22 protein-coding genes are annotated in these 19,643 nt (G+C 68.0%); 10 read left to right on the plus strand and 12 right to left on the minus strand.

Annotation, left to right across the window (positions count from 1 at the left end; all coding sequences use genetic code 11):
* Positions 1-19: 19 nt before the first annotated feature.
* Positions 20-1,171, minus strand: a complete 1,152-nt coding sequence (locus U5798_RS18965; protein ID WP_322082853.1) for a right-handed parallel beta-helix repeat-containing protein — start codon at positions 1,169-1,171, stop codon at positions 20-22.
* 457 nt (positions 1,172-1,628) lie between these two features.
* On the opposite strand from U5798_RS18965, the gene U5798_RS18970 reads away from it, so the two are divergent.
* Positions 1,629-1,961, plus strand: a complete 333-nt coding sequence (locus tag U5798_RS18970) for a hypothetical protein (RefSeq protein WP_124452884.1) — start codon at positions 1,629-1,631, stop codon at positions 1,959-1,961.
* Positions 1,962-2,004: 43 nt separating this feature from the next.
* Here U5798_RS18970 and U5798_RS18975 read toward each other — a convergent pair whose 3' ends face one another.
* Positions 2,005-2,745, minus strand: coding sequence for an SDR family NAD(P)-dependent oxidoreductase (locus tag U5798_RS18975; protein ID WP_322082854.1), 741 nt, complete (start codon positions 2,743-2,745; stop codon positions 2,005-2,007).
* Between the two features lie 115 nt (positions 2,746-2,860).
* Between U5798_RS18975 and U5798_RS18980 the strand changes: the two genes are divergently transcribed.
* Positions 2,861-3,484: a TetR/AcrR family transcriptional regulator gene (locus U5798_RS18980; protein ID WP_322082855.1), complete on the plus strand. Its 624-nt coding sequence runs from the start codon at positions 2,861-2,863 to the stop codon at positions 3,482-3,484.
* Between the two features lie 36 nt (positions 3,485-3,520).
* Here U5798_RS18980 and eco read toward each other — a convergent pair whose 3' ends face one another.
* Positions 3,521-4,021 (minus strand): serine protease inhibitor ecotin, encoded by a 501-nt coding sequence (eco, locus tag U5798_RS18985; protein ID WP_124452879.1) that lies wholly within the window; start codon positions 4,019-4,021, stop codon positions 3,521-3,523.
* 143 nt (positions 4,022-4,164) lie between these two features.
* On the opposite strand from eco, the gene U5798_RS18990 reads away from it, so the two are divergent.
* Entirely contained in the window at positions 4,165-4,485 is a 321-nt protein-coding gene (locus U5798_RS18990) for a hypothetical protein (RefSeq protein WP_322082856.1), read from the plus strand.
* 193 nt (positions 4,486-4,678) lie between these two features.
* On the opposite strand, the gene U5798_RS18995 is transcribed toward U5798_RS18990, so the two are convergent.
* Positions 4,679-5,080 (minus strand): hypothetical protein, encoded by a 402-nt coding sequence (locus tag U5798_RS18995; RefSeq protein ID WP_322082857.1) that lies wholly within the window; start codon positions 5,078-5,080, stop codon positions 4,679-4,681.
* 117 nt (positions 5,081-5,197) lie between these two features.
* On the opposite strand from U5798_RS18995, the gene U5798_RS19000 reads away from it, so the two are divergent.
* Both U5798_RS19000 and U5798_RS19005 read left to right on the plus strand, forming a co-directional pair.
* Positions 5,198-5,578, plus strand: a complete 381-nt coding sequence (locus U5798_RS19000) for a DUF5594 family protein (RefSeq protein WP_322082858.1) — start codon at positions 5,198-5,200, stop codon at positions 5,576-5,578.
* A 166-nt stretch (positions 5,579-5,744) separates the two neighbouring features.
* The gene (locus U5798_RS19005; protein ID WP_124452871.1) at positions 5,745-7,112 is read left to right on the plus strand and encodes an MFS transporter; all 1,368 of its coding nucleotides are present in this window, start codon (positions 5,745-5,747) and stop codon (positions 7,110-7,112) included.
* A 37-nt stretch (positions 7,113-7,149) separates the two neighbouring features.
* Here U5798_RS19005 and U5798_RS19010 read toward each other — a convergent pair whose 3' ends face one another.
* From U5798_RS19010 to U5798_RS19020, 3 genes are all read right to left on the minus strand, one after another.
* The gene (locus U5798_RS19010; RefSeq protein WP_124452869.1) at positions 7,150-7,743 is read right to left on the minus strand and encodes an AAA family ATPase; all 594 of its coding nucleotides are present in this window, start codon (positions 7,741-7,743) and stop codon (positions 7,150-7,152) included.
* Positions 7,736-9,157: an alpha,alpha-trehalose-phosphate synthase (UDP-forming) gene (gene otsA, locus U5798_RS19015; protein ID WP_322082859.1), complete on the minus strand. Its 1,422-nt coding sequence runs from the start codon at positions 9,155-9,157 to the stop codon at positions 7,736-7,738. The genes U5798_RS19010 and otsA overlap by 8 nt, the downstream gene beginning before the upstream one ends.
* Before the next feature lie 138 nt (positions 9,158-9,295).
* Complete coding sequence (locus U5798_RS19020; RefSeq protein ID WP_322082860.1) at positions 9,296-9,493, minus strand: hypothetical protein; 198 nt, start codon at positions 9,491-9,493, stop codon at positions 9,296-9,298.
* 288 nt (positions 9,494-9,781) lie between these two features.
* Between U5798_RS19020 and U5798_RS19025 the strand changes: the two genes are divergently transcribed.
* Entirely contained in the window at positions 9,782-10,333 is a 552-nt protein-coding gene (locus U5798_RS19025) for a hypothetical protein (protein WP_322082861.1), read from the plus strand.
* Positions 10,330-10,824: a hypothetical protein gene (locus U5798_RS19030; RefSeq protein WP_322082862.1), complete on the plus strand. Its 495-nt coding sequence runs from the start codon at positions 10,330-10,332 to the stop codon at positions 10,822-10,824. The genes U5798_RS19025 and U5798_RS19030 overlap by 4 nt, the downstream gene beginning before the upstream one ends.
* 54 nt (positions 10,825-10,878) lie before the next feature.
* On the opposite strand, the gene U5798_RS19035 is transcribed toward U5798_RS19030, so the two are convergent.
* The gene (locus U5798_RS19035; protein ID WP_124452859.1) at positions 10,879-12,216 is read right to left on the minus strand and encodes an AAA-associated domain-containing protein; all 1,338 of its coding nucleotides are present in this window, start codon (positions 12,214-12,216) and stop codon (positions 10,879-10,881) included.
* A 22-nt stretch (positions 12,217-12,238) separates the two neighbouring features.
* Positions 12,239-13,996 carry an ABC transporter permease subunit gene (locus tag U5798_RS19040; RefSeq protein ID WP_322082863.1) on the minus strand — a complete coding sequence of 586 codons (1,758 nt, stop codon included), beginning with the start codon at positions 13,994-13,996 and terminating at the stop codon, positions 12,239-12,241.
* A 444-nt stretch (positions 13,997-14,440) separates the two neighbouring features.
* On the opposite strand from U5798_RS19040, the gene U5798_RS19045 reads away from it, so the two are divergent.
* Positions 14,441-14,707: a hypothetical protein gene (locus tag U5798_RS19045; RefSeq protein WP_011545926.1), complete on the plus strand. Its 267-nt coding sequence runs from the start codon at positions 14,441-14,443 to the stop codon at positions 14,705-14,707.
* 42 nt (positions 14,708-14,749) lie between these two features.
* On the opposite strand, the gene U5798_RS19050 is transcribed toward U5798_RS19045, so the two are convergent.
* Both U5798_RS19050 and U5798_RS19055 read right to left on the minus strand, forming a co-directional pair.
* Positions 14,750-16,066, minus strand: coding sequence for an ATP-binding protein (locus U5798_RS19050; protein WP_322082864.1), 1,317 nt, complete (start codon positions 16,064-16,066; stop codon positions 14,750-14,752).
* Positions 16,050-16,775 carry a response regulator gene (locus U5798_RS19055; RefSeq protein WP_006493394.1) on the minus strand — a complete coding sequence of 242 codons (726 nt, stop codon included), beginning with the start codon at positions 16,773-16,775 and terminating at the stop codon, positions 16,050-16,052. Before U5798_RS19055 ends, U5798_RS19050 begins: the two co-directional genes overlap by 17 nt.
* 224 nt (positions 16,776-16,999) lie before the next feature.
* Between U5798_RS19055 and U5798_RS19060 the strand changes: the two genes are divergently transcribed.
* Entirely contained in the window at positions 17,000-17,551 is a 552-nt protein-coding gene (locus tag U5798_RS19060; protein ID WP_124452856.1) for a periplasmic heavy metal sensor, read from the plus strand.
* Positions 17,552-17,620: 69 nt separating this feature from the next.
* On the opposite strand, the gene U5798_RS19065 is transcribed toward U5798_RS19060, so the two are convergent.
* A complete protein-coding gene (locus U5798_RS19065; protein ID WP_322082879.1) occupies positions 17,621-18,319 on the minus strand; it encodes a pirin family protein in 699 nt (232 codons plus the stop codon).
* A 364-nt stretch (positions 18,320-18,683) separates the two neighbouring features.
* Here U5798_RS19065 and U5798_RS19070 point away from each other — a divergent pair, with 364 nt between their 5' ends.
* Positions 18,684-19,466, plus strand: coding sequence for an ABC transporter substrate-binding protein (locus tag U5798_RS19070; protein ID WP_148092902.1), 783 nt, complete (start codon positions 18,684-18,686; stop codon positions 19,464-19,466).
* Positions 19,467-19,643 lie beyond the last annotated feature (177 nt).

The raw sequence follows: 19,643 nt of genomic DNA on the forward strand, positions 1-19,643 counted from the left end.
AGCGAGGGATCTCGGCCGATCAGAATGTCTTTACCTGCGGCATCAAACTCGCATCCGCACCGGTCACGGCAAACGTCCCCTTCGCCGACGCCCCCGACGGCAGCGCCAGCAAGCTGCCATCCCCCAGCCGGTTCGCATCGACGACCATCTGGCTCGCCGCACACCCGTTCGCCAGCAGCGACACCGGCGCACCAGCGATCGCCGAGAACGTATTCCCCGTCACGCTGAAAGAACACACGTTCCCATACGCGCGGAAACCGGCATAACCGGAGCCGGACACACTGTTGCCCGTCACCGCGACGTTCGTCACCGTGCCCGTCCAGGTGTCCAGTTCGAGCGCCGCCTGCTGCGTCGGCTGCAGCCCGTTGTTGTTCACGTTCGAATTCTGGATGTTGGTCACGACGTTGCCGGTAATCGCGACGTTCGACGCACCATACGAGTTCCAGCTGTCCTCCTGCGCCACCAGGATGCCCGCCGCCTTCTGCACGCCGTCGACCGTATTGTTCGAGATCGTCACGGCCTGCCCGCCGACCACCGCAATGCCGCGCCCCCACGCATTGCCCGACACCGCGTTATGGTCGATCAGCACATTGCTGCTGATACGGCCGTCGCCGATATAGCTGACGACGGCGATCAGGTCGTCGCCGGTGGCCGTCACCGTATTGTCCTGCACGAGCACGTTGATCGATCCGTTGGTCGCGTGGATGCCGTCGGCCAGCGTCGCGTGGACGGTATTGCCGACGATCGCGACACTGTTGCCGCCGAACACGAAGATCCCCGCACTCGCGCCGCCGTCGATCGTCACGCGCAGCACCTGGACACCCGTGCCCGTCACCTCGACCTTGGTCGAGGCCGGCGTCGTGAGCCGCGTCGTGCCGGTGCCGGCCAGCGTCACGCCGACGAGCGTCGAACCGGTGCCGCTCATCAAGATCGTCTGGTCCGCAGGATTCGTAGCGGCCAGCGTCGCGCCGTATCCGGCAATCACCGCCTGCGGCACGCTCACCGTGAGCGAATGCCCGACGACGTAACGCCCCGGCGCGATGACCAGGCGCTGGCCGGCCTTCAGGCCGTCGAATGCCTTTTGCAGCGCATCGGCCTGATCGCTGCCGTCGGCGGCCGGATAGACAGTCACGTCCGCAACGATCGTGGAATTTGCACCCTGCGTGGGCAAGCGCGCGTTGCCCGATGTCGTGCCGGCGGGGCTGGACGCCGGCGCAGGGCTGGCGGGAGTCGTCGATGAAGGCGCGGTGCCGGATGCCGCGCTGGCAGGTTCGGCGGGCGAGGCAGGTGCGCCCACAACGGTCTGCGCCGCCGGCGCCGCATTGTCGCCGCCACCGCCACACGCGGCGAGGCCAAGGCAAAACGCGGCGAGCATCGCTCGATCGACTGTACGCATAGGATTTCCGACGAGCCCGAGATGGCGCCATCCTAAGTACGCGCGGCACCTTTGTAAATGAGGCTTTCGTCCGCTACGCGTCGCACTGTGTGTCGCACATACAAATCGTTGGCGATCCTCTCCGATTCATCGCCGTGACATGCGACATGCGATCGCACTTCGTCCAATCGGCACGGACGGGCACCGCGCATTGCGTAGAATCCCGAACCTTTTCCCGTATCCGGACCCGACCATGATTCGAACCCTCGCGGCGCTGGCCATACTTTCTGCCCTGACCTGCCCGGCGAACGCCACCGATACCGGCACGGCGCCCGCCAAGCCGCGCTATGTCAGCCCGGGCATCGCCAACGTCACGACCGCAGCCGCACCGCATCCGGAAAGCACATCGTCCGACGCCCGCTGCCGCGAACTGGCCGCGGGCATCGACGCGGTCACGCACGCGCCCGACCGCGGCCACAAGGTCGTGCGCGGCTTCGGCCCGGACGGCAAGCCGCGCAACGAACTGCGCGCCTATGATAAACGGGCCGACCTCGAAGCCGAGCATCGGCAGCTCGGCTGCCGATAACGGACCCCGCCCCGCCCGGCTGAATCGCGCCGGGCATCGGTCCTTACGCGTTCGCACCGCCGTCGATCGTCAACCCGGTGCCATTGATCGACCTTCCTTCCGGCCCGACGACGAACGCCACGAGCGCCGCAACGTCATCGGCCTTGCCGTACTGCGGAATCGCCATCCGCGAACGCTGCGCACTGGCGTGCTCGCCGTCGGCCGGATTCATGTCGGTATCGGTCGATCCAGGATGCACGATATTGACCGTGATGCCGCGCGAGCCGAGATCGCGCGCGAGCCCCTGCGTCCAGCCGATCAGCGCGGCCTTGCTAGCCGCATAGAGGCTCATCCCCGCGTCGGGCACGCGCGTCGCGAGGCAACTGCCGGTCGACACGATGCGCCCGCCCTCCCCGAGATGCCGCGCCGCCGCCTGCGACGCGACGATCACCGCGCGCACGTTCACGTTCAGCGTCGCGTCGATATCGTCGAGCGTGAGGTCGTCCAGCGCGCCGGCGCGGAAAATCCCCGCGTTGTTGACGAGGATGTCGAGCCCGCCGAACGCCTCCGCTGCACGGTCGACAGCGTCGCGCACCGCAACCGGATCGGCACTGTCGGCCCGGATCGCGACGGCACGGCGGCCCAGCGCCTCGATGCTCGCGACGACGGCATGCGCCCGCTCGGCCGATTTTTCGTACGTGATCGCAACGTCCGCACCATCGGCCGCCAGCCGTTTCGCGATCGCCGCGCCAATGCCGCGGCTGCCGCCCGTGATGAGTGCACGCTTGCCCTGAAGTCGGTTCATGTCGGTTCCTTTCCTTATTTATGTAACGATCGGCACAGAATGTGGCAAGTTGCGCACCACAGTCAATTGATTTATTTTATCGATCGATACAGAAATTGACGAAGGGACGGACGCAATGGCTGAACGGGGCCGACCGAGAAGCTTCGACAAGGAAGCGGCGCTGGATCGCGCGATGGAGGTGTTCTGGCGTCTCGGCTACGAAGGTGCGTCGATGACGGACCTGACGACCGCGATGGGCATCGCGTCGCCAAGCCTGTATGCAGCGTTCGGCAGCAAGGAAGCGTTGTTCCGGCAGGCGCTCGAGCACTACCGCGCGACGGAGGGACGGGAAATCTGGGATGGCGTCGAACACGCCGGCAGCGCGCACGACGCAATACGAAACTACCTGATGGATACCGCGCGCGTGTTCACGCGGCGCTCGAAGCCGGCCGGCTGCCTGATCGTGCTGTCGGCGCTGCATCCGGCCGAGCGTTCCGATACGGTCCGGCAAACGCTGATCGCGATGCGCGAGCGCACGGTCGACGCGTTGCGGGATCGTCTCCGGCAAGGCGTCGCGACCGGCGAGATCTCGGCGGACGCGGACCTCGACGCGATCGCGCGGTACTACGTGACGGTTCAGCAGGGCATGTCGATCCAGGCGCGCGACGGCGCGAGCCGCCGCGATCTGGAGGCCGTCGCGCAAGCCGCGCTGGCCGCATGGCCGGCGCTCGTCGGCGCGCGCGGCACGGGCGGCGCGTAGCGGCAGGACATCGCCGCGCGCGACCGCGTCGGCAGGTTACTGCTTCGCTGCGTGCTGCACGTCCTTCGACGCATGCCACACGCGATAGCGCACCTCGAAGCCGTCCGGCACGTAGACGACGAGCGGCAGGCGGCTGTTGTAGCGCAGCAGCTGGCCGTCGCCGCGTACCTGCACGAACCGCTGCTGCGGCGCCTGGCCCGGGCATGCCATCAGCGTCGAGGCCGGCCCCTTCACGTCGGTGAGCTGGTAATACGTATAGCCCCAGCCCTTCACGTCCTCGGCGGTCAGCTCGCCGCCGAACCACTGCTGGTTGCAATCGGTCTGCAGCGTCTTGCCGATCATCAGCTCGACGCGCGCATCGCCTTCGTTCTCGAGCGCGGGCAGCCCGATCACGACGCGCTGCTGGCCGGCCGCCGCCTGCGGAAACATCTTGATCGACTCGGCCGGCACGGCGGGCGCCGAAGCGGGGCTCGCCATGCACGCAGCGGCAGTCGTGACGCAGAAAGCGGCCAGCGCGGCCCGGATCGCGAATTTCATCGATGTGCTCCTGAAAAGCAAATGAGCCCCGGATGCTAACACTTTCGCATCAGGACCTTACGCCACTGTAATTTGCCGACACAATTGCAAACAGCTGCCGGTTCCCGCGCGCGGTACTTATAGGGCAATCAACGGAGAACATCATGCTGAAGCTCATTGCTGCCGCCGGCGTCGCGACCTTGCTGGCCGGCTGCGTCGTCGCCCCGGACGCCGGATACGGCTACGGTTACGGGCAGCCCTACTATTCCGATCCCGGCTACGCGTACGCGCCGTCCCCCGTGTACGGTACGGTCAACATCTGGGGTGGCGGCGGCGGACGCGACTGGGATCGCGGCCGGCGCGACTACCATCGCTGGGACGGCGATCGCGGCAACCACGGCAACGGCTGGGGGCGCGGCGGCCGCCGCGGCGACTGGAACGACGGCGGCGGGCGCGGTGACGACGGTGGCGGCCATCGCCACTGACGCGCAATTGCAACCGTTTGTATCCGCGCAGGCCCCGCCGATGGCCGGCCGCGGATCACGCAAGCGAACGGACAGCCGCACAAACACAAAGGCCCTCGCAGGAAGCGAGGGCCTTTTGTCGTCCGGTCCCGCGACATGAACGTCGGCGGGTGCCGGCCGGCGCCCTGCCCGTTCACGCGTCGCATACGCCCGCCTACCAGCCGGCCGGCTGCGCGTAGCCGCCCTGCACCGGCGCGCCGCACACGTACGCGCGCCGATAGCGGTCGTAGCAATAGTTCGGGCCGTCGTCCTGATATTGCGCCTGCTGATAGGTCGGATACGCAGGCTGCTGGTAGGCCGGCGCCTGGTAGTACGTCGGCGGCTGATAGGCTGGTGCCTGGTACACGGGCGCCTGATACGCGACGGGCGGATTCATCGCGGACGTCACGATCGCGCCCAGCACCGCACCGCCGATCAAGGCGCCGATGACGGCGCCGCCGTCGCGGCCATGCGCGGACGCCGGGCCCGCGACGGCGAGCGAACCGGCGAGGACACACACTGCGGCAATCTTTTTCATGATGGACTCCCACGCGAAGTGGTACTGGATGCGATGCATTGTGGCGGCACGCGGCCGTAATAGATGCAGCAAGTGGTAACGCGCGATTACCGGCGTCACGCCCACCGGAACGCCGCGCCGCCGTGCTACGATTTTCGGCATACAGGAGACGCCTTCATGCAGCCCGAAACCGCCCGCCGTTTCGATACCGAATTCGCGCCGCGCATCGCGCAGGCCATCGCCGCCTTCTTCGCCGAGCACGTGCTGACCGACGTCGTCCCGTACGGCGGCCACGGGCATCCGACGCGCGTGCAGATCCGCAGCGCGCCGCACGAACATGTGAGCGGCTTCGAGCATCCGCTGAATCTCGAGCTGACCTGGGACACCGACGAAATCGAGCGGCTGATGGCGGAGGACGGCCCGCAGCGCTTCGAGCACTACCTCGCCGCGCTGCCGAAGAAGCTGGGTGCATGGCAGGGCGCACGCGACATCGATCTCGCGTCGCGCACGCAGGCCGAACCGCTCGTGCGGCTCGGCGGTCTCGACTTCGAAGGCTGAGTGCGCGCGTCGGCGTCACGTCACGCGGCCCGGTGATACACTCGACCGGCCCCGATCCGGTGCAGCCGCGCCGGCCGGGCCGTTCATCGCCGCCTCCACCCTTTTCGCATGGTTGCGCACGCAACCGGCAAGCGGGCGCGCGGACAACCACGCTCTGGCTCCCGTCATGAACGCCGATACCGGCCTGCCGCTTCCGCAACGCTACTGGGCGATCGTCTGCGTCGCACTGGGCATCACGCTCGCCGTGCTCGACGGCGCGATCGCGAACGTCGCACTGCCGACGATCGCGCACGACCTGCATGCATCCGACGCCGCGTCGATCTGGATCGTCAACGCGTACCAGCTCGCAGTCACGATCACGCTGCTGCCGCTCGCGTCGCTCGGCGAGCGCATCGGCTATCGCCGCATCTACATCGCCGGGCTCGCGCTGTTCACCGCGGCCTCGCTCGGCTGCGCCCTTGCCGGCTCGCTGCCGATGCTGGCCGTGATGCGCGTGATCCAGGGGTTCGGCGCGGCCGGCATCATGAGCGTCAACGCGGCGCTCGTGCGGATGATCTATCCGTCGTCGATGCTCGGGCGCGGGCTGTCGATCAACGCGATGGTCGTCGCGCTGTCGTCGGCGATCGGGCCGACGGTCGCGTCCGCGATCCTGTCGTTCGCATCGTGGCCGTGGCTGTTCGCGGTCAACGTGCCGATCGGCATCGCCGCGGTTCTCGGCAGCGTGCGCGCACTGCCGGCCAACCCACTGCACGACGCGCCGTACGATTTCCCGAGCGCGCTGATGAACGCGTGCGTGTTCGGCCTGCTGATCACGGCCGTCGACGGGCTCGGCCACGGCGAGGGTCACGCGTACGTCGCGGCCGAGCTGGCGGTCGCGGTCGTCGTCGGCTACTTCTTCGTGAAGCGTCAATTGTCGCAGCCGGCGCCGCTCCTGCCCGTCGACCTGATGCGCATCCCGATGTTTGCGTTGTCGGTCTACACGTCGACGGCGTCGTTCACGTCGCAGATGCTCGCGTTCGTCGCGCTGCCGTTCTGGCTGCAGAATTCGCTCGGCTTCTCGCAGGTCGAGACGGGGCTCTACATGACGCCGTGGCCGCTCGTGATCGTGTTCGCCGCGCCGCTCGCGGGCGTGCTGTCGGACCGCTATTCGGCCGGCATCCTCGGCGGGATCGGGCTTGCGCTGTTTGCGGCCGGTCTGCTGTCGCTCGCGACGATCGGCCCGCATCCGGGTACCGTCGACATCGTGTGGCGGATGGCGCTGTGCGGTGCGGGCTTCGGGCTGTTCCAGTCGCCGAACAACCGCGCGATGCTGTCGTCGGCGCCGCGCGAGCGCAGCGGCGGCGCGGGCGGCATGCTGAGCACCGCGCGCCTGACCGGCCAGACGCTCGGCGCGGCACTGGTCGCCCTGATTTTCGGCCTGTCGCCCGATCGCGGGCCGACGATCGCGCTCTATGTCGCGACGGCATTCGCTGCGGTGGCGGCCGTCGTGAGCATGCTGCGCATCACGTCGCCACGGCCGGACGCGGCGACCTGACACGGCCATGCGCCACGCGTCGCACGCACGACGAGCGTCACGCGGCGTCGAGCGCGTCCATCACGAAGCGCACGCGCGCCTTTACGCCGACGCGCGGCAACTCGATCAGCCGGTAACCATATGACGTGTAGCAATCGACCATCGCGTCGTAGGTCCGCTCGGCTTCCGCGAAATCCTGCCGGCGCTCGGTGTCCTGCGCATAGATCTCGGGCCACGGCGGCGCGATGAACACGCGGCGGTGATAGCGGAAACGGCGGGCCGCCGCTTCCGCATGCGCGGGAACCGGCAGGCCCGTCAGCCGCAGGTAGCCGACCACGTCCGGCACGCCGCGATCGAAGAACACGGGCCCGCGCGCCTGCCGCGCGAGGTGATACGAACGCAGCTCCCAGCTCAGCATCAATTCGGCGAACGCCGCCGGGTCGCGCCACGGCAGCGCGAGGCCGTCGATGGCCATCTGGTCGCGGATCACGCCGCGCCCGGCCTCCTGCGAGCGCGCAAAGCCGGCACGCTCCAGCGCATCGAGCAGCGTGCTCTTGCCCGAACCCGGGCCGCCCGTCACGACGAAGAAGCGGCCGACGGCAGCGTCCGTCGCCTCGTCCTCGGCACCGGCGCCCGGTGCGAACTCACGCATGCGCAACCCGCCGGCCCGCACGCTGCGTGACCGACGCAGCCGCCGCGACACTGCGCAGGTCGGCGACGAACGTGTCGCGCCAGACCGACAGGTCGTTGTCACGGAGCCGCGCGAGATTCTCCTCATGACGCGCCTGCCGCTCCGCGAGCGGCATCGACAGCGCACGTTCCAGCGCCTCGGCCATCTGCGACAGATCGTACGGATTGACGAGCAGCGCGCCGGTCAACTCAGCCGCCGCACCGGCGAACTCCGACAGCACGAGCACGCCCGGATCGGCCGGGTCCTGCGATGCGACGTACTCCTTCGCGACGAGATTCATCCCGTCGCGCAGCGGCGTCACGTAGCCGACCTGCGACATCCGGAAGAACGCCATCAGCAGGTTGCGCTCGTACTTGCGGTTCAGGTACTGGATCGGCGTCCAGTCGAGTTGCGAGAAACGGCCGTTGATGCGGCCGGCTTCGCCTTCGAGCGTCTCGCGAATGTCCTGGTAGGTCTGCACGTCGGAACGCGTCGGCGGCGCGATCTGCAACAGCGACACGCGCCCCTGCCAGCCCGGCGCGTTCGCGAGCATCCGCTCGAACGACTGGAAGCGCTCGACTAGCCCCTTCGAGTAGTCGAGACGGTCGACGCTCATCACGAGCTTGCGGCCGTCGAGCGCCTCGCGCAGCATCTTCACGGGTTTGCGCGTGCCGTACTGGACGGCCGCCTGCGCGATCGCGTCGGGATTCACGCCGATCGGATAGGCGGCGACCTTCACGACCCGGCCGTGCGCGTGCAGCATCCCGTCGTCGCTTGCCGCGCCGATCCCGCGCCGTTCGATGTAGTCGGTAAATGCCTGCTCGTCGGCCTCGGTCTGGAAGCCTGCGACGTCGTACGCGCACATGAACTTCACGAGTTCCTCGTGCGGCGGCACGAGGCGCAGCATGTCGGGCGACGGGAACGGGATGTGCAGGAAGAAACCGATCGGGTTCTTCACGCCGAGCTCGCGCAGGTAATGCGCGAACGGCAGCAAATGGTAGTCGTGTACCCAGATCAGGTCGTCGGGCCGCAGCAGCGCGGCTAGCTGCTTCGCGAGCATCGCGTTCACGCGCAGATAACCGGCGTACTCCTGACGATCGAAGCGCGCGAGATCGCCGCGGTAGTGGAACACCGGCCACAGCGTCGCGTTCGAGAAACCGCGGTAGTACTGATCGTAATCGCGCCGGGTCAGCCCGACCGTCGCATACGTGACGTTGCCATCCCGCTGGATCGCGGGTTCGGCGGCGGGCGCACCTACGATCTCGCCGTTCCAGCCGAACCAGACGCCGCCGCTTTCCTTCAGCGCATCCATCACGCCGACGGCCAGGCCGCCCGCGCTCGGGCGCGTGTCCTCGCCGGCGGCGACACGGTTCGATACCACGATCAATCTGCTCATGCGGCTTCCCCTCCTCGATTCGATTGGCTGGCGCGCGACGCGCGCCCAAGCGGGCACGACTGCCCGAAGGCGGCCGTGCGGCGATTCAGTTCCGAGAAATGCAATGAAATACGGCGATGGAATGCGGCGACGACAGCATCAGGCGTCCTGCTCCTGGCCGAGATCGCGTTGGTAGTCGAGCCCTTCCGGGCGAGCGCCGCCCTGGTTGTGATCGCCGTCGGACGGCGTCTCGTCGGGCGCGCCGGCAGGCGGTGCCGACGGCGCGTCGGTCTGCGGACGCGGGCGGTCTGCCCCCGTGTCAGGTGGCTGGTGTGACAACCGTTTTGAACGACGCATGGCTGGGTGTCTCATGTGCGGCGCGGCTCGAGGCCGTCGTAGAAACATTCCATAACAAAACAGTCTAGGTCGGTTCCTTGCACGCCAAGGTAACAATTACCTTCAATTTGTAACGTTTCGACCCCTGGCCAACCATCTATCCGACAATAACGCCGCGCGTGCGCACGCGGCATGCCGGCCGGCGATTTGTCAAAGCTTTGCAGTTTTCCTATGACAATTGCGAAACAATGATGCGGCATCAGGGCGTGCATGCGCCGCCGCTCACCCAGACAGGACTTGCACTCAGGGATGAACATTCGTTTCGAATCGCCGCGTCGGGCCATGCCGGCGCGCGTCGTGCTGGCCATCATCGCCACGGCCGCACTGCTGTCGGGCTGCAACTCGCTGTACAGCGAAGGCGCGACAGCCGGCGCCGGTATCGCGGGCGCCGCGATCGCTTCCAAGGTCACGAACAACGCCGCCGTCGCGACGGGCATCGGCCTCGGCGCCGTGGCCGGCGCGCGGGCCGGCGTCCAGTACTCGCAGCGCGTCGCACACCGTTACACACAGGAACAGATCGCGAAGGCGGCCGGGCCGCTCGACGTCGGTGGCGTCGCGCCGTGGTCGACACACCACTCGTTCCCGATCGAGGACGACGAACAGGGCCGCGTGACCGTGAGCCGGCTGATCAGCGTCGGCCCGCTCGACTGCAAGGAAATCGTGTTCGCGGTCGACACGCCCGCCAAACCCGACAAGGCCGCGCAATCCGCGTTCTACGTCGCGACCCTCTGCCGCGACGGCGCCGTATGGAAATGGGCCTCGGCCGAGCCGGCGACCGAACGCTGGGGCGCGCTGCAATGAGCGTCGCGATCCGTCTCGCGGCCATCGGCGCACTGTGCGCGGCGACGGTCGCGCTGTCGGGCTGCGGCTCGGTCGGCGCCGCGAGCGGCGCACTGGCCGGCGCGGCGACGGGCCTCGTCACCGCGAACCCGGCGGTCGGCGTCGGCGTCGGGATCGCCGTGCAGGCCGCGACCGACGAGGCCGTCAACCGCACGATGAAGCAGCTCCATCAGAACCAGCAGGATGCGATCGCGAAGGTGGCCGGCAGCCTGGCCGTCGGCGAGGTGAAGCCGTGGAAGGTGAAGAACACGCTGCCGCTGGAAAACGGCGAAGGCGAAGTGCGCGTCGCGCGTGCTTATTCGACGCCGCTCGCGCTGTGCAAGGAATTCACGTTCTCGGTGAAGGACGGCGACAAGGCCAGCTGGTATTTCGCGAATGCGTGCCAGCAAGGCACGCACTGGAAGTGGGCGTCGGCGGAACCGGCGGTCGACCGGTGGGGGAATTTGCAGTAACGGCGCGATGCGCGGCGCGCTCGCCTCGCCGGAAACCGCGCGGCCCCGCCTATTTCAGGACTCGACGTCCTCGAGACTGAAGATCTCGGTCTGGTCGTTGTACGAGAAGATCTCGCCGTAACGGCCCCAGTCGATCACCGCATCGAGCGTTTCCTCGGCCGCACCGTCGGACAGGAAATCCTCGAGCTCCTGCTCGAAGCGCACGCGCGGCGCGCGATGGCCCGGACGCTCGTTCAGCACCTTCTTGATCCGCGCGGCCAGCGGCACGTGCTTCAGCAGGTGATCCGCGAACATCAGCTTGCGCTCCTGCGTGCCGAATTCCGCGAACACGCGCCCCGGCGGCGTCAGGAACACGTCGCCTTCGCGCACGTCCGCGAAGCCGAGGTACTGCAGCACTTCGGCGATCGGGAACAGGTCGTCGACCTCCAGATGCAGCGTGCGCGCGATTTCCGGCATGTCCGCGCGGCCGTGGTACGGCGCCATCGCGAGCGTTTCGATCAGACCGGCCATCAGGTTGGTCGACACCTGCGGCAGCCAGCTGCCGAGTTCGAGCCCCTTCTTCGTCGCTTCGCCGGTCTGGCGCGCGGTCATCTTCGCGTAGATGTCGTCGACGAGCTTGCGGAACGCCGGGTCGAGCCGGTTGCGCGGATGCTTGAACGGCACCTTGATCTCGGCGATCACGCGGCCCGGGTTCGACGACAGCACGAGGATCCGGTCGCACATGAACACGGCTTCCTCGATGTTGTGCGTGACGATCAGCACCGACTTGATCGGCATGCGGCCTTGCGTCCACAGGTCGAGCAGGTCGGTACGCAGCGTCTCGGCCGTCAGCACGTCGAGCGCCGAGAACGGCTCGTCCATCAGCAGGATCGTCGGGTCGACGACGAGCGCACGCGCGAAGCCCACGCGCTGGCGCATGCCGCCCGACAGCTCGCGCGGGTACGCGTTCTCGAAACCGTCGAGGCCGATCAGGTCGATCGCGGCCAGCGCACGCTCGCGCCGCTCGCGTGCGCCGACGCCGAGCGCCTCCAGTCCGGCTTCCACGTTCTGCAGCACGGTGAGCCACGGGAACAGCGCGAAGGTCTGGAACACCATCGCGACGCCTTCGGCCGGGCCGCTCAGCGGCTTGCCGAGGTAGGTCACTTCGCCACCGGTCGGCTCGATCAGGCCGGCGATGATGCGCAGCAGCGTCGACTTGCCCGAGCCGGACCGGCCGAGCAGCCCGACGATCTCGCCTTCGCGCAGCGACAGGTTCGCATCGTCGAGCACGAGCAGCTCGCCCTGCGTCTTGTTGAAGCCGCGGCAGACGTGATCGACCCGCAGGATTTCCTCACCGAGGCGCGGCGGCTGGGACGTCTGGACGGGGGCGTTTACAGCATTCGGATTGTGCATCGCGTTTCGCTCTCAATCGGACTCAGTCGAGCCGCAGCTTCGCTTCGGCGAAGGCATACAGCGGGCGCCACAGCAGGCGGTTGAACAGGGTGACGAACAGGGACATCACGGCGATGCCCAGGATGATCTTCGGGAAATCGCCGGCGGCCGTGGTCTGCGCGATGTACGCGCCGAGGCCATGCGCCTCGATCCTGGTGTTGCCCCACTGCACGGCTTCCGACACGATGCTCGCGTTCCATGCGCCGCCCGACGCGGTGATCGCGCCCGTCACGTAGTACGGGAAGATGCCGGGCAGGATCGCCTGCCGCCACCACTGCCAGCCGCGGATGCGGAAGTTCGTCGCCGCTTCGCGATAGTCGTTCGGGTAGGAGGTTGCACCGGCGATCACGTTGAACAGGATATACCACTGCGTGCCGAGCACGATCAGCGGCGACAGCCAGATGTCGGCGTTCAGGTGGAAGCGCGCGATCACAATCACGAACACCGGGAACAGCAGGTTGGCCGGGAACGCGGCGAGGAACTGCGCGAGCGGCTGCAGCTTCTCGGCCAGCTTCGGACGCAGCCCGACCCACACGCCGATCGGCACCCAGATCAAGGAAGCAATCGTGATCAGCACGACCACGCGCAGCAGCGTGATGAGCCCGAGCACGATCACGTGGCCGACCTCGGCCATCGTCACGCCGGTCGACACGAAGCTGACGACGCGCCACACGATATAGGCCGTGCCGAGCAGCACGAGGATCGCCCATGCGATGTCGACCGTGCGCGACGCCTTCTTCTCGACTTTCGGCAGCGAGAAGCGCATCGCGCCCGACAGCGGCAGGCGCAGCGGAATCCGCGCGGCCTTCGCGAAGAACCAGCCGGCCGGCACGAGCAGCTGATGAATCAGGCGCGTGCGGCGCACGAGGTCGAGCAGCCAGGACTGCGGCGCATCGCCCGACGCGGTGTTCTCCATCCGGAACTTGTCGGCCCACGCGATGAGCGGGCGGAACAGGAACTGGTCATAGGCGAGGATCACGACCGTCATCGTGACGATCACCCAGCCGATCGCGCCGAGGTTCTTGTCCGAGATCGCCTGCGCGAGATACGCACCGATGCCCGGCAGCGTGATGGTCTGGTTGCCGACGGTGATCGCCTCCGACGCGACGACGAAGAACCAGCCGCCCGACATCGACATCATCATGTTCCAGATCAGGCCCGGCATCGAGAACGGCACCTCGAGCTTCCAGAAGCGCTGCCACGACGTCAGGTGGAAACTCCGCGCCACTTCGTCGAGGTCGCGCGGCACCGTGCGCAGCGACTGGTAGAAGCTGAACGTCATGTTCCACGCCTGGCTCGTGAAGATCGCGAAGATCGCCGCGAGCTCGGCGCCGAGCACGCGGCTCGGGAACAGCGCGAGGAAGAACGTGACGGTAAACGAGATGAAGCCGAGCACCGGCACCGACTGCAGGATGTCGAGGATCGGAATCAGGACCATGCCCGCGCGACGGCTCTTGGCCGCGAGCGTGCCGTAGACGAGCGTGAACGCGAGCGACGCGACCATCGCGGCCAGCATCCGCAGCGTGGTGCGCAACGCGTATTCGGGCAGGTTCGACGGATCGAGCGAGATCTTCTGCGTCTGCAGCACGCCGATCGGCGCCATCGTTTCGTGGAAACCGACGACCGCCATCGCGATCAGGCAGATGATCAGCGGAAACGCGATGAAGTCCCACCGGTTCGGCAGCACGCGCCACGCGGACGCGTTGGCGGTCCGGTTCGGATTGAAGAATCCGACGTTCATCAGGCGCCCTCCCCGGTAAGGCCGAACGAAGCCGGCAGTCGATGTTGATTCATGGCAAAGCGCACGGGCGCGGTAATTCGATTGACTGACGATCTCGCGCACGCGCGACGCGCCGTGCGTGCAAGCTGCGCCCGCGATCCCGGGCGCGTCGGCCCGCGACGGCACGACACTACACCAACCTGTATTTCAGGTACAACCGTCCGGGGCCGGCGCACGGACCGTGCCCGACGCGCGGGCGGACGGCCGGTGCGCGGCATGGCGCAACCCGGCCTGAGACCTTCGGCCGGCAGCAGGCCCGAATTATGCCGTGATCCGGCCCGGTCGGGAACCCGCCAGCCGCACGCGGGCGCAAACCGTGTCGGGCGTCACGAGCCGGATGCGGCGAAGCGGGTATGATCGGGGCTAGCCCCCTTGGGGATCGATCGACGAGCGGGAGGAAAGGGAATGGCAGGAAACTTGGTGATCGTCTGCCGCGATCAGGATGCCGACGCGTTCTACGAACTGATGCAGGAGTACGGGTCGTTCCAGACGCGGCTGTCGTCGACGGCGTGGTACCTGAACATGAACGTCGTACCGGAATCGCTGCAGGAGGAAATCCTGGAGCGCCTCGGCCGGTATACGACCGTCTACATCTTCGAGGCCACCACCGTGACCTACAACACGATCGACAGCAACGCGGCCGAGACGCTCGGCACGCTGTTCGGCGAATGATGCCGCGCGGCGCCTGCCCGGCCGGGCAGGCGCCGCAGCTGCCTATGCAGCCTGTGCGTGGGGTTCGTCCTTCGGCACGGCCTCGAACGGGAACGTCATCGCGACGCGCAGGCCGCCTTCGGGGCGGTTGCCGATGTCGCATGCGCCGCCCAGCCTGAGCACCAGCCGTTCGACGATCGCGAGCCCGAGCCCGCTGTGGCCGTTCCCGCCGCGCGCGGGGTCGAGCCGGACGAACGGCCGCGTGGCGGCCGCGAGGTCGCGCGGCGCGATCCCGCCGCCGCTGTCGCTGACCGACAGTACGTAGCCGGCCGGCGTGCGCGCCGTCTCGACGAACACGGGCGGTGCGCCATACGCATGCGCGTTGTCCAGCAGGTTCGACAGGATCCGGTCGAGCGTCGCGGTCGGCAGCCGGAAGCCTGGATCGGCCTCCAGCCGCGTCTGGACCGTCGGTGCGTTCGGCGCGACGGCGCGATAGCTGCGTGCGATCCGCTCGCATGCCTGATCGACCGGCACCGGTTCGCTGCGATCGGCCCCGCCGTGCGCAAACACCAGGAACTGATCGACGATGTGCGACATCGAGTCGACGTCGCGCACGACGCCGTCGCGCAACCGTGCGTCGTCCATCATTTCCGCCCGCAGGCGCATCCGCGCCAGCGGCGTGCGCAGGTCGTGCGCGACGCCCGCCAGCATCACCGCGCGATCGCTCTCGGCCTGCGACACCTGCTCCACCATCTGGTTGAAGCCGTGCGTGAGCTGGCGCAGCTCGCGCGGGCCGCGCTCGCGCAGCGGCGGCACCGGCTGCCCGCGGCCGAACCGCGCGACCGCGCGGGCGAGCGAGCGCAGCGGCTGCTGCAGCTGCCAGGCCGCGAACAGCGCGGCGATCACGCCGGCCGAGAAGATCGTGCCGAGCCACAAAAGCATCCGGTCGAGCGAACGCGGCGGCCGCAGCGGCTGCACGGGCACGACGATCCAGTTGCGGTCGGCCGGCTCCTTCACCCACAGCACGGGCGGATGACCTGGTGTGCCGATCTCGACCTGCGTGCCGGGCGGCATGCGCTCGCTGACGTCGTCGCGAAACCGCTTGAGCGGCGGCGGCAGCCCCGCATTGCCGCCCTTCGGCACGTCGGCACTGTCCGGCGACACCAGCCGCACGCGCGACGGCAGCGGCTGGTCCGGCGTGCGCGCGACGTGCTGGCGCACGGCGTCGACGAGGAAGGCGGCCTCCTCGACCGCATAACGCGTCTGCATCTGGTTGCGCTCGAGCCGCATCGCGAAGAACCACGCGAAGTGCGACAGGAGCAGGACACCGATGACGAGCAGCGCCAGCCGCCCGAACAGTGAATCAATGGGTTTGCGCATGAGCCTCGCCGTCGGGCACGAACACGTAGCCGCGCCCGCGCACCGTCTGGATGAAGCGCGGCGTCGACGGATCCGTTTCGAGGATGCGGCGCAGGCGCCACACCTGGACATCGATGCCGCGGTCGGTACCGTCGTACTCGGGCCCGTGCAGCAGCTCGAGCAGGCGCTCGCGCGTGAGCGTGCGCAGCGCATGGTTCACGAAGATCTTCAGCAGCGCGAATTCGCTGCTCGACAGCGTGGCCGGCTTGCCGTCGACCGACAGCGTGCGCGCCTGGAAGTCGAGCAGGAAACGGCCGAACGCGAACGGCTCGCGCTGCTCGGGCGCGGCCGCCGACGGCGTCGCGCGGCGGCGGCGCAGCACGGCCTGCACGCGCGCGAGCAGCTCGCGCGGGTTGAACGGCTTGCCGAGGTAGTCGTCCGCGCCGAGCTCGAGCCCGACGATGCGGTCGACGTCGTCCGCGCGTGCCGTGAGCATGATCACGGGGATGTCGTCGCCGGCCGCGCGCAGCTGGCGCAGCGCGGTCAGGCCGTCCACGCCCGGCATCATCAGGTCCAGCACGATCAGGTCGGGCCGCTCGCGCTCGAGGCGCTTCTCGAGCGTCGCCGCGTCGTGCAGCACGGACACTTCCATCCCCTGGCGCACGAGATAGTCGCGCAGCAGGTCTCGGAGTTCTTGGTCGTCGTCGACGATGAGGATCTGGGTAGTCATGGCTCGAAGTTTACCGCGCGAGGGCGGAGTCGAAGAACGAAACAAAGGGACGAAAGGGTTACTGCGGGTTACCGCGCAAGGGAACTGTAATGCGCGGTAACCGGGCCGCCGCCCCACGTAACACCGGCCGGAGCCTGCATCGCTAACCTGCGTCTTACCGGATGCGGTACCCGGCTTTCCCGGCACCGCATCGCCGGACCCTTTGGATTCAAGGAGTTTCTGAAATGTATAAGAAGACTTCCCGCGTGGCCATTGCGGCCGCCACCGTGCTCGCTCTCGCATTCGGCACCGCGCACGCCGCGCAGCCCGACGACATGCCGCCTCCGGGCGGCCCCGGCATGCACCAGATGCACGGCGGGCACGAAGGCGGCCCGTTCGGCGCGATCATGAAACTGCACGACCAGCTGAAGCTCAACGCGTCGCAGGAGCAGCAATGGCAGGCGGCCGTCAGCACGATGAAGCAGAACCACGACGCGATGCGCAAGAGCCACGAGCAGATGCGCGAGCAGTTCAAGGCGCAGCAGAACCAGCCGATCCTCGACCTGAGCGCGATGCATTCGGCGCGCCAGCAGGCGGAGGCGCAGAACGCGCAACTGCGCGAGCAGACGTCCGCCGCGTGGCTCACGTTCTACAACGGGCTGAACGACCAGCAGAAGACGATGGTCAGCACGGCGCTCAAGCAGCAGTTCGCGAAGATGGAGCAGCGCCACGAGAAGATGAAGGAGCGCTGGGAGCAGCATCGCGCCGCCAAGGGCGCATCGGCGCCGGCGCAGTAAGCCGGCAGGCCGCTTCCCGGAGCGGCACCGGAGGGGACGCGGGCACCGGCCCGCGTCCCCTGTTTCGTTTCAGGCGACGTCGAACAGCAGCACCTCGGCCGTCCGGCCGCGCGCGAACGCCACCGTGTCCACGCCGCCGATCCGCGCGCCGTCGCCGGCGGCCAGCGCACGGCCGTTGACCTCGACGTCGCCGCGCACCACGTGCACATAGGTGCTGCGCCCGGCGCGCACGTCGAACGTCGCCGTCTCTTCGCCGTCGATCAGCCCCGCGAAGATGCGGGCGTCCGAGCGCATCGTCAGCGCACCGTCGCCGCCGTCCGGCGCCGCGACGAGCCGCAGCCGGCCGCGTTTCTCGTCGTCGGCAAAATGCCGTTCCTCGTAGCCCGGCCGCCCGCCCCGCTCGGCCGGCTGCAGCCAGATCTGCAGCAGATGCAGCGGACGGTCGCGCGACGCGTTGGTTTCGCTGTGCATGAGCCCCGTGCCGGCGCTCATCCGCTGGATACCACCGGCGCGGACGATCGCGCCGCAGCCGAGGCTGTCGCGGTGCGCGAGCGTGCCGTCCAGCACGCAGGTCACGATCTCCACGTCGCGCCGCGGCTGCATTCCGAAACCGCGCGTCGGCGCGATCAGGTCCTCGCTCAGCACGTGCAGCGCGCCGACCGGCGGATGCGCGTTCGCGGCGCGGCCGGCGGCCGAAAAGCTGTGACGCGATTCGAGCCAGCCTTGGCGCGTGTGGCAGCGGTCTTCGGCGCGGCGGATCTGGAACATGGCGCGGACACTCCGGGGGCAGATTACTTGTTCGGGTTTACCTCCACTGTAGGGGGACACCGAACGCACCACAATCCGCCGTCGGCGCACCGCATCGTTGCGCTTGCGCAACCAATCGCCAGAATATTCGTTGCGAATATCGCGATTGTCGCAACAGCCGAATCGAGGAATCGATCGAACGCGCCGGATTGCGGTTTTCCGGGTATCGCGTTCGGGTAAAATACCGCCCTTTTGGCGTTCGCCGTTGCGGCGACCGCCCATGCCCAAGCGCCGTTCGGCGAATTTTGGCCATCTAGAATACGCCGCGGCGCCCGATACGACCGGCCGCGAGCGTCCCCGGAAAGTCAGCAACAGAAGGATGGAAATGAAGAAGGCCGCCCTGTGCGCCGCCCTCGCCCTCGTGGCGGGCAGCGCCTTCGCGAAGGAGTGGAAGACCGTGCGGATCGGCGTCGACGCCAGCTACCCGCCGTTCGAGTCGACCGCGCCGAGCGGCGAGATCGTCGGTTTCGACGTCGATCTCACCAAGGAAATCTGCAAGCGGATCGACGTGAAATGCGTGTGGGTGGCGCAGGATCTCGACGGGATCATCCCGGCGCTGAAAGCGAAGAAGTACGACGTCATCGTGTCGTCGCTGACGGTCACGGACAAGCGCCGCGAGCAGATCGACTTCTCCGACAAGGTGTACGACGCGCCGGCGCGGATGATCGCGAAGACCGGCTCGCCGCTGCTGCCGACGGTCGCGTCGCTGAAGGGCAAGCGTGTCGGCGTCGAGCAGGGCTCGACGCAGGAAACCTACGCGAAGGCGTACTGGGAACCGCAGGGCGTGACGATCATTCCTTACCAGAACCAGGACCAGGTCTATACCGATCTCGGCTCGGGCCGCCTCGACGCGACGCTGCAGGACGAGTTGCAGGCCGACTACGGCTTCCTGCGCACGCCGCGCGGCAAGGGCTTCGCGTTCGCCGGGCCGGAAGTGAAGGATCCGAAGACGATCGGCGACGGCACCGCGATCGGCCTGCGCAAGGAAGATACGGACCTGAAGCTCAAGATCAACAAGGCACTGGCCGACATGCACAAGGACGGCACGTACGACCGGCTGTCGCACAAGTACTTCTCGTTCAGCGTCTATTCGGCTCCGGCCCGCTGAGCGCCGACCGGAAGAAGCAACGGATGCGGGGGCGGCCCCGTATCCGTGCAGTACAGGCAGTCAACCACGCGCCGCCCGCCCCCTTGCCCGCCGCTCGCGCGACGGGCTCGCCCGGCACCGTTGCCGGGGCGGACGGTCATGATACGCACGGGGCGTTCCGCGCAGCTTGGCGGACGC

The sequence above is a fragment of the Burkholderia sp. BCC1972 genome (genome assembly GCF_905339605.1).
Lineage (GTDB): Bacteria > Pseudomonadota > Gammaproteobacteria > Burkholderiales > Burkholderiaceae > Burkholderia.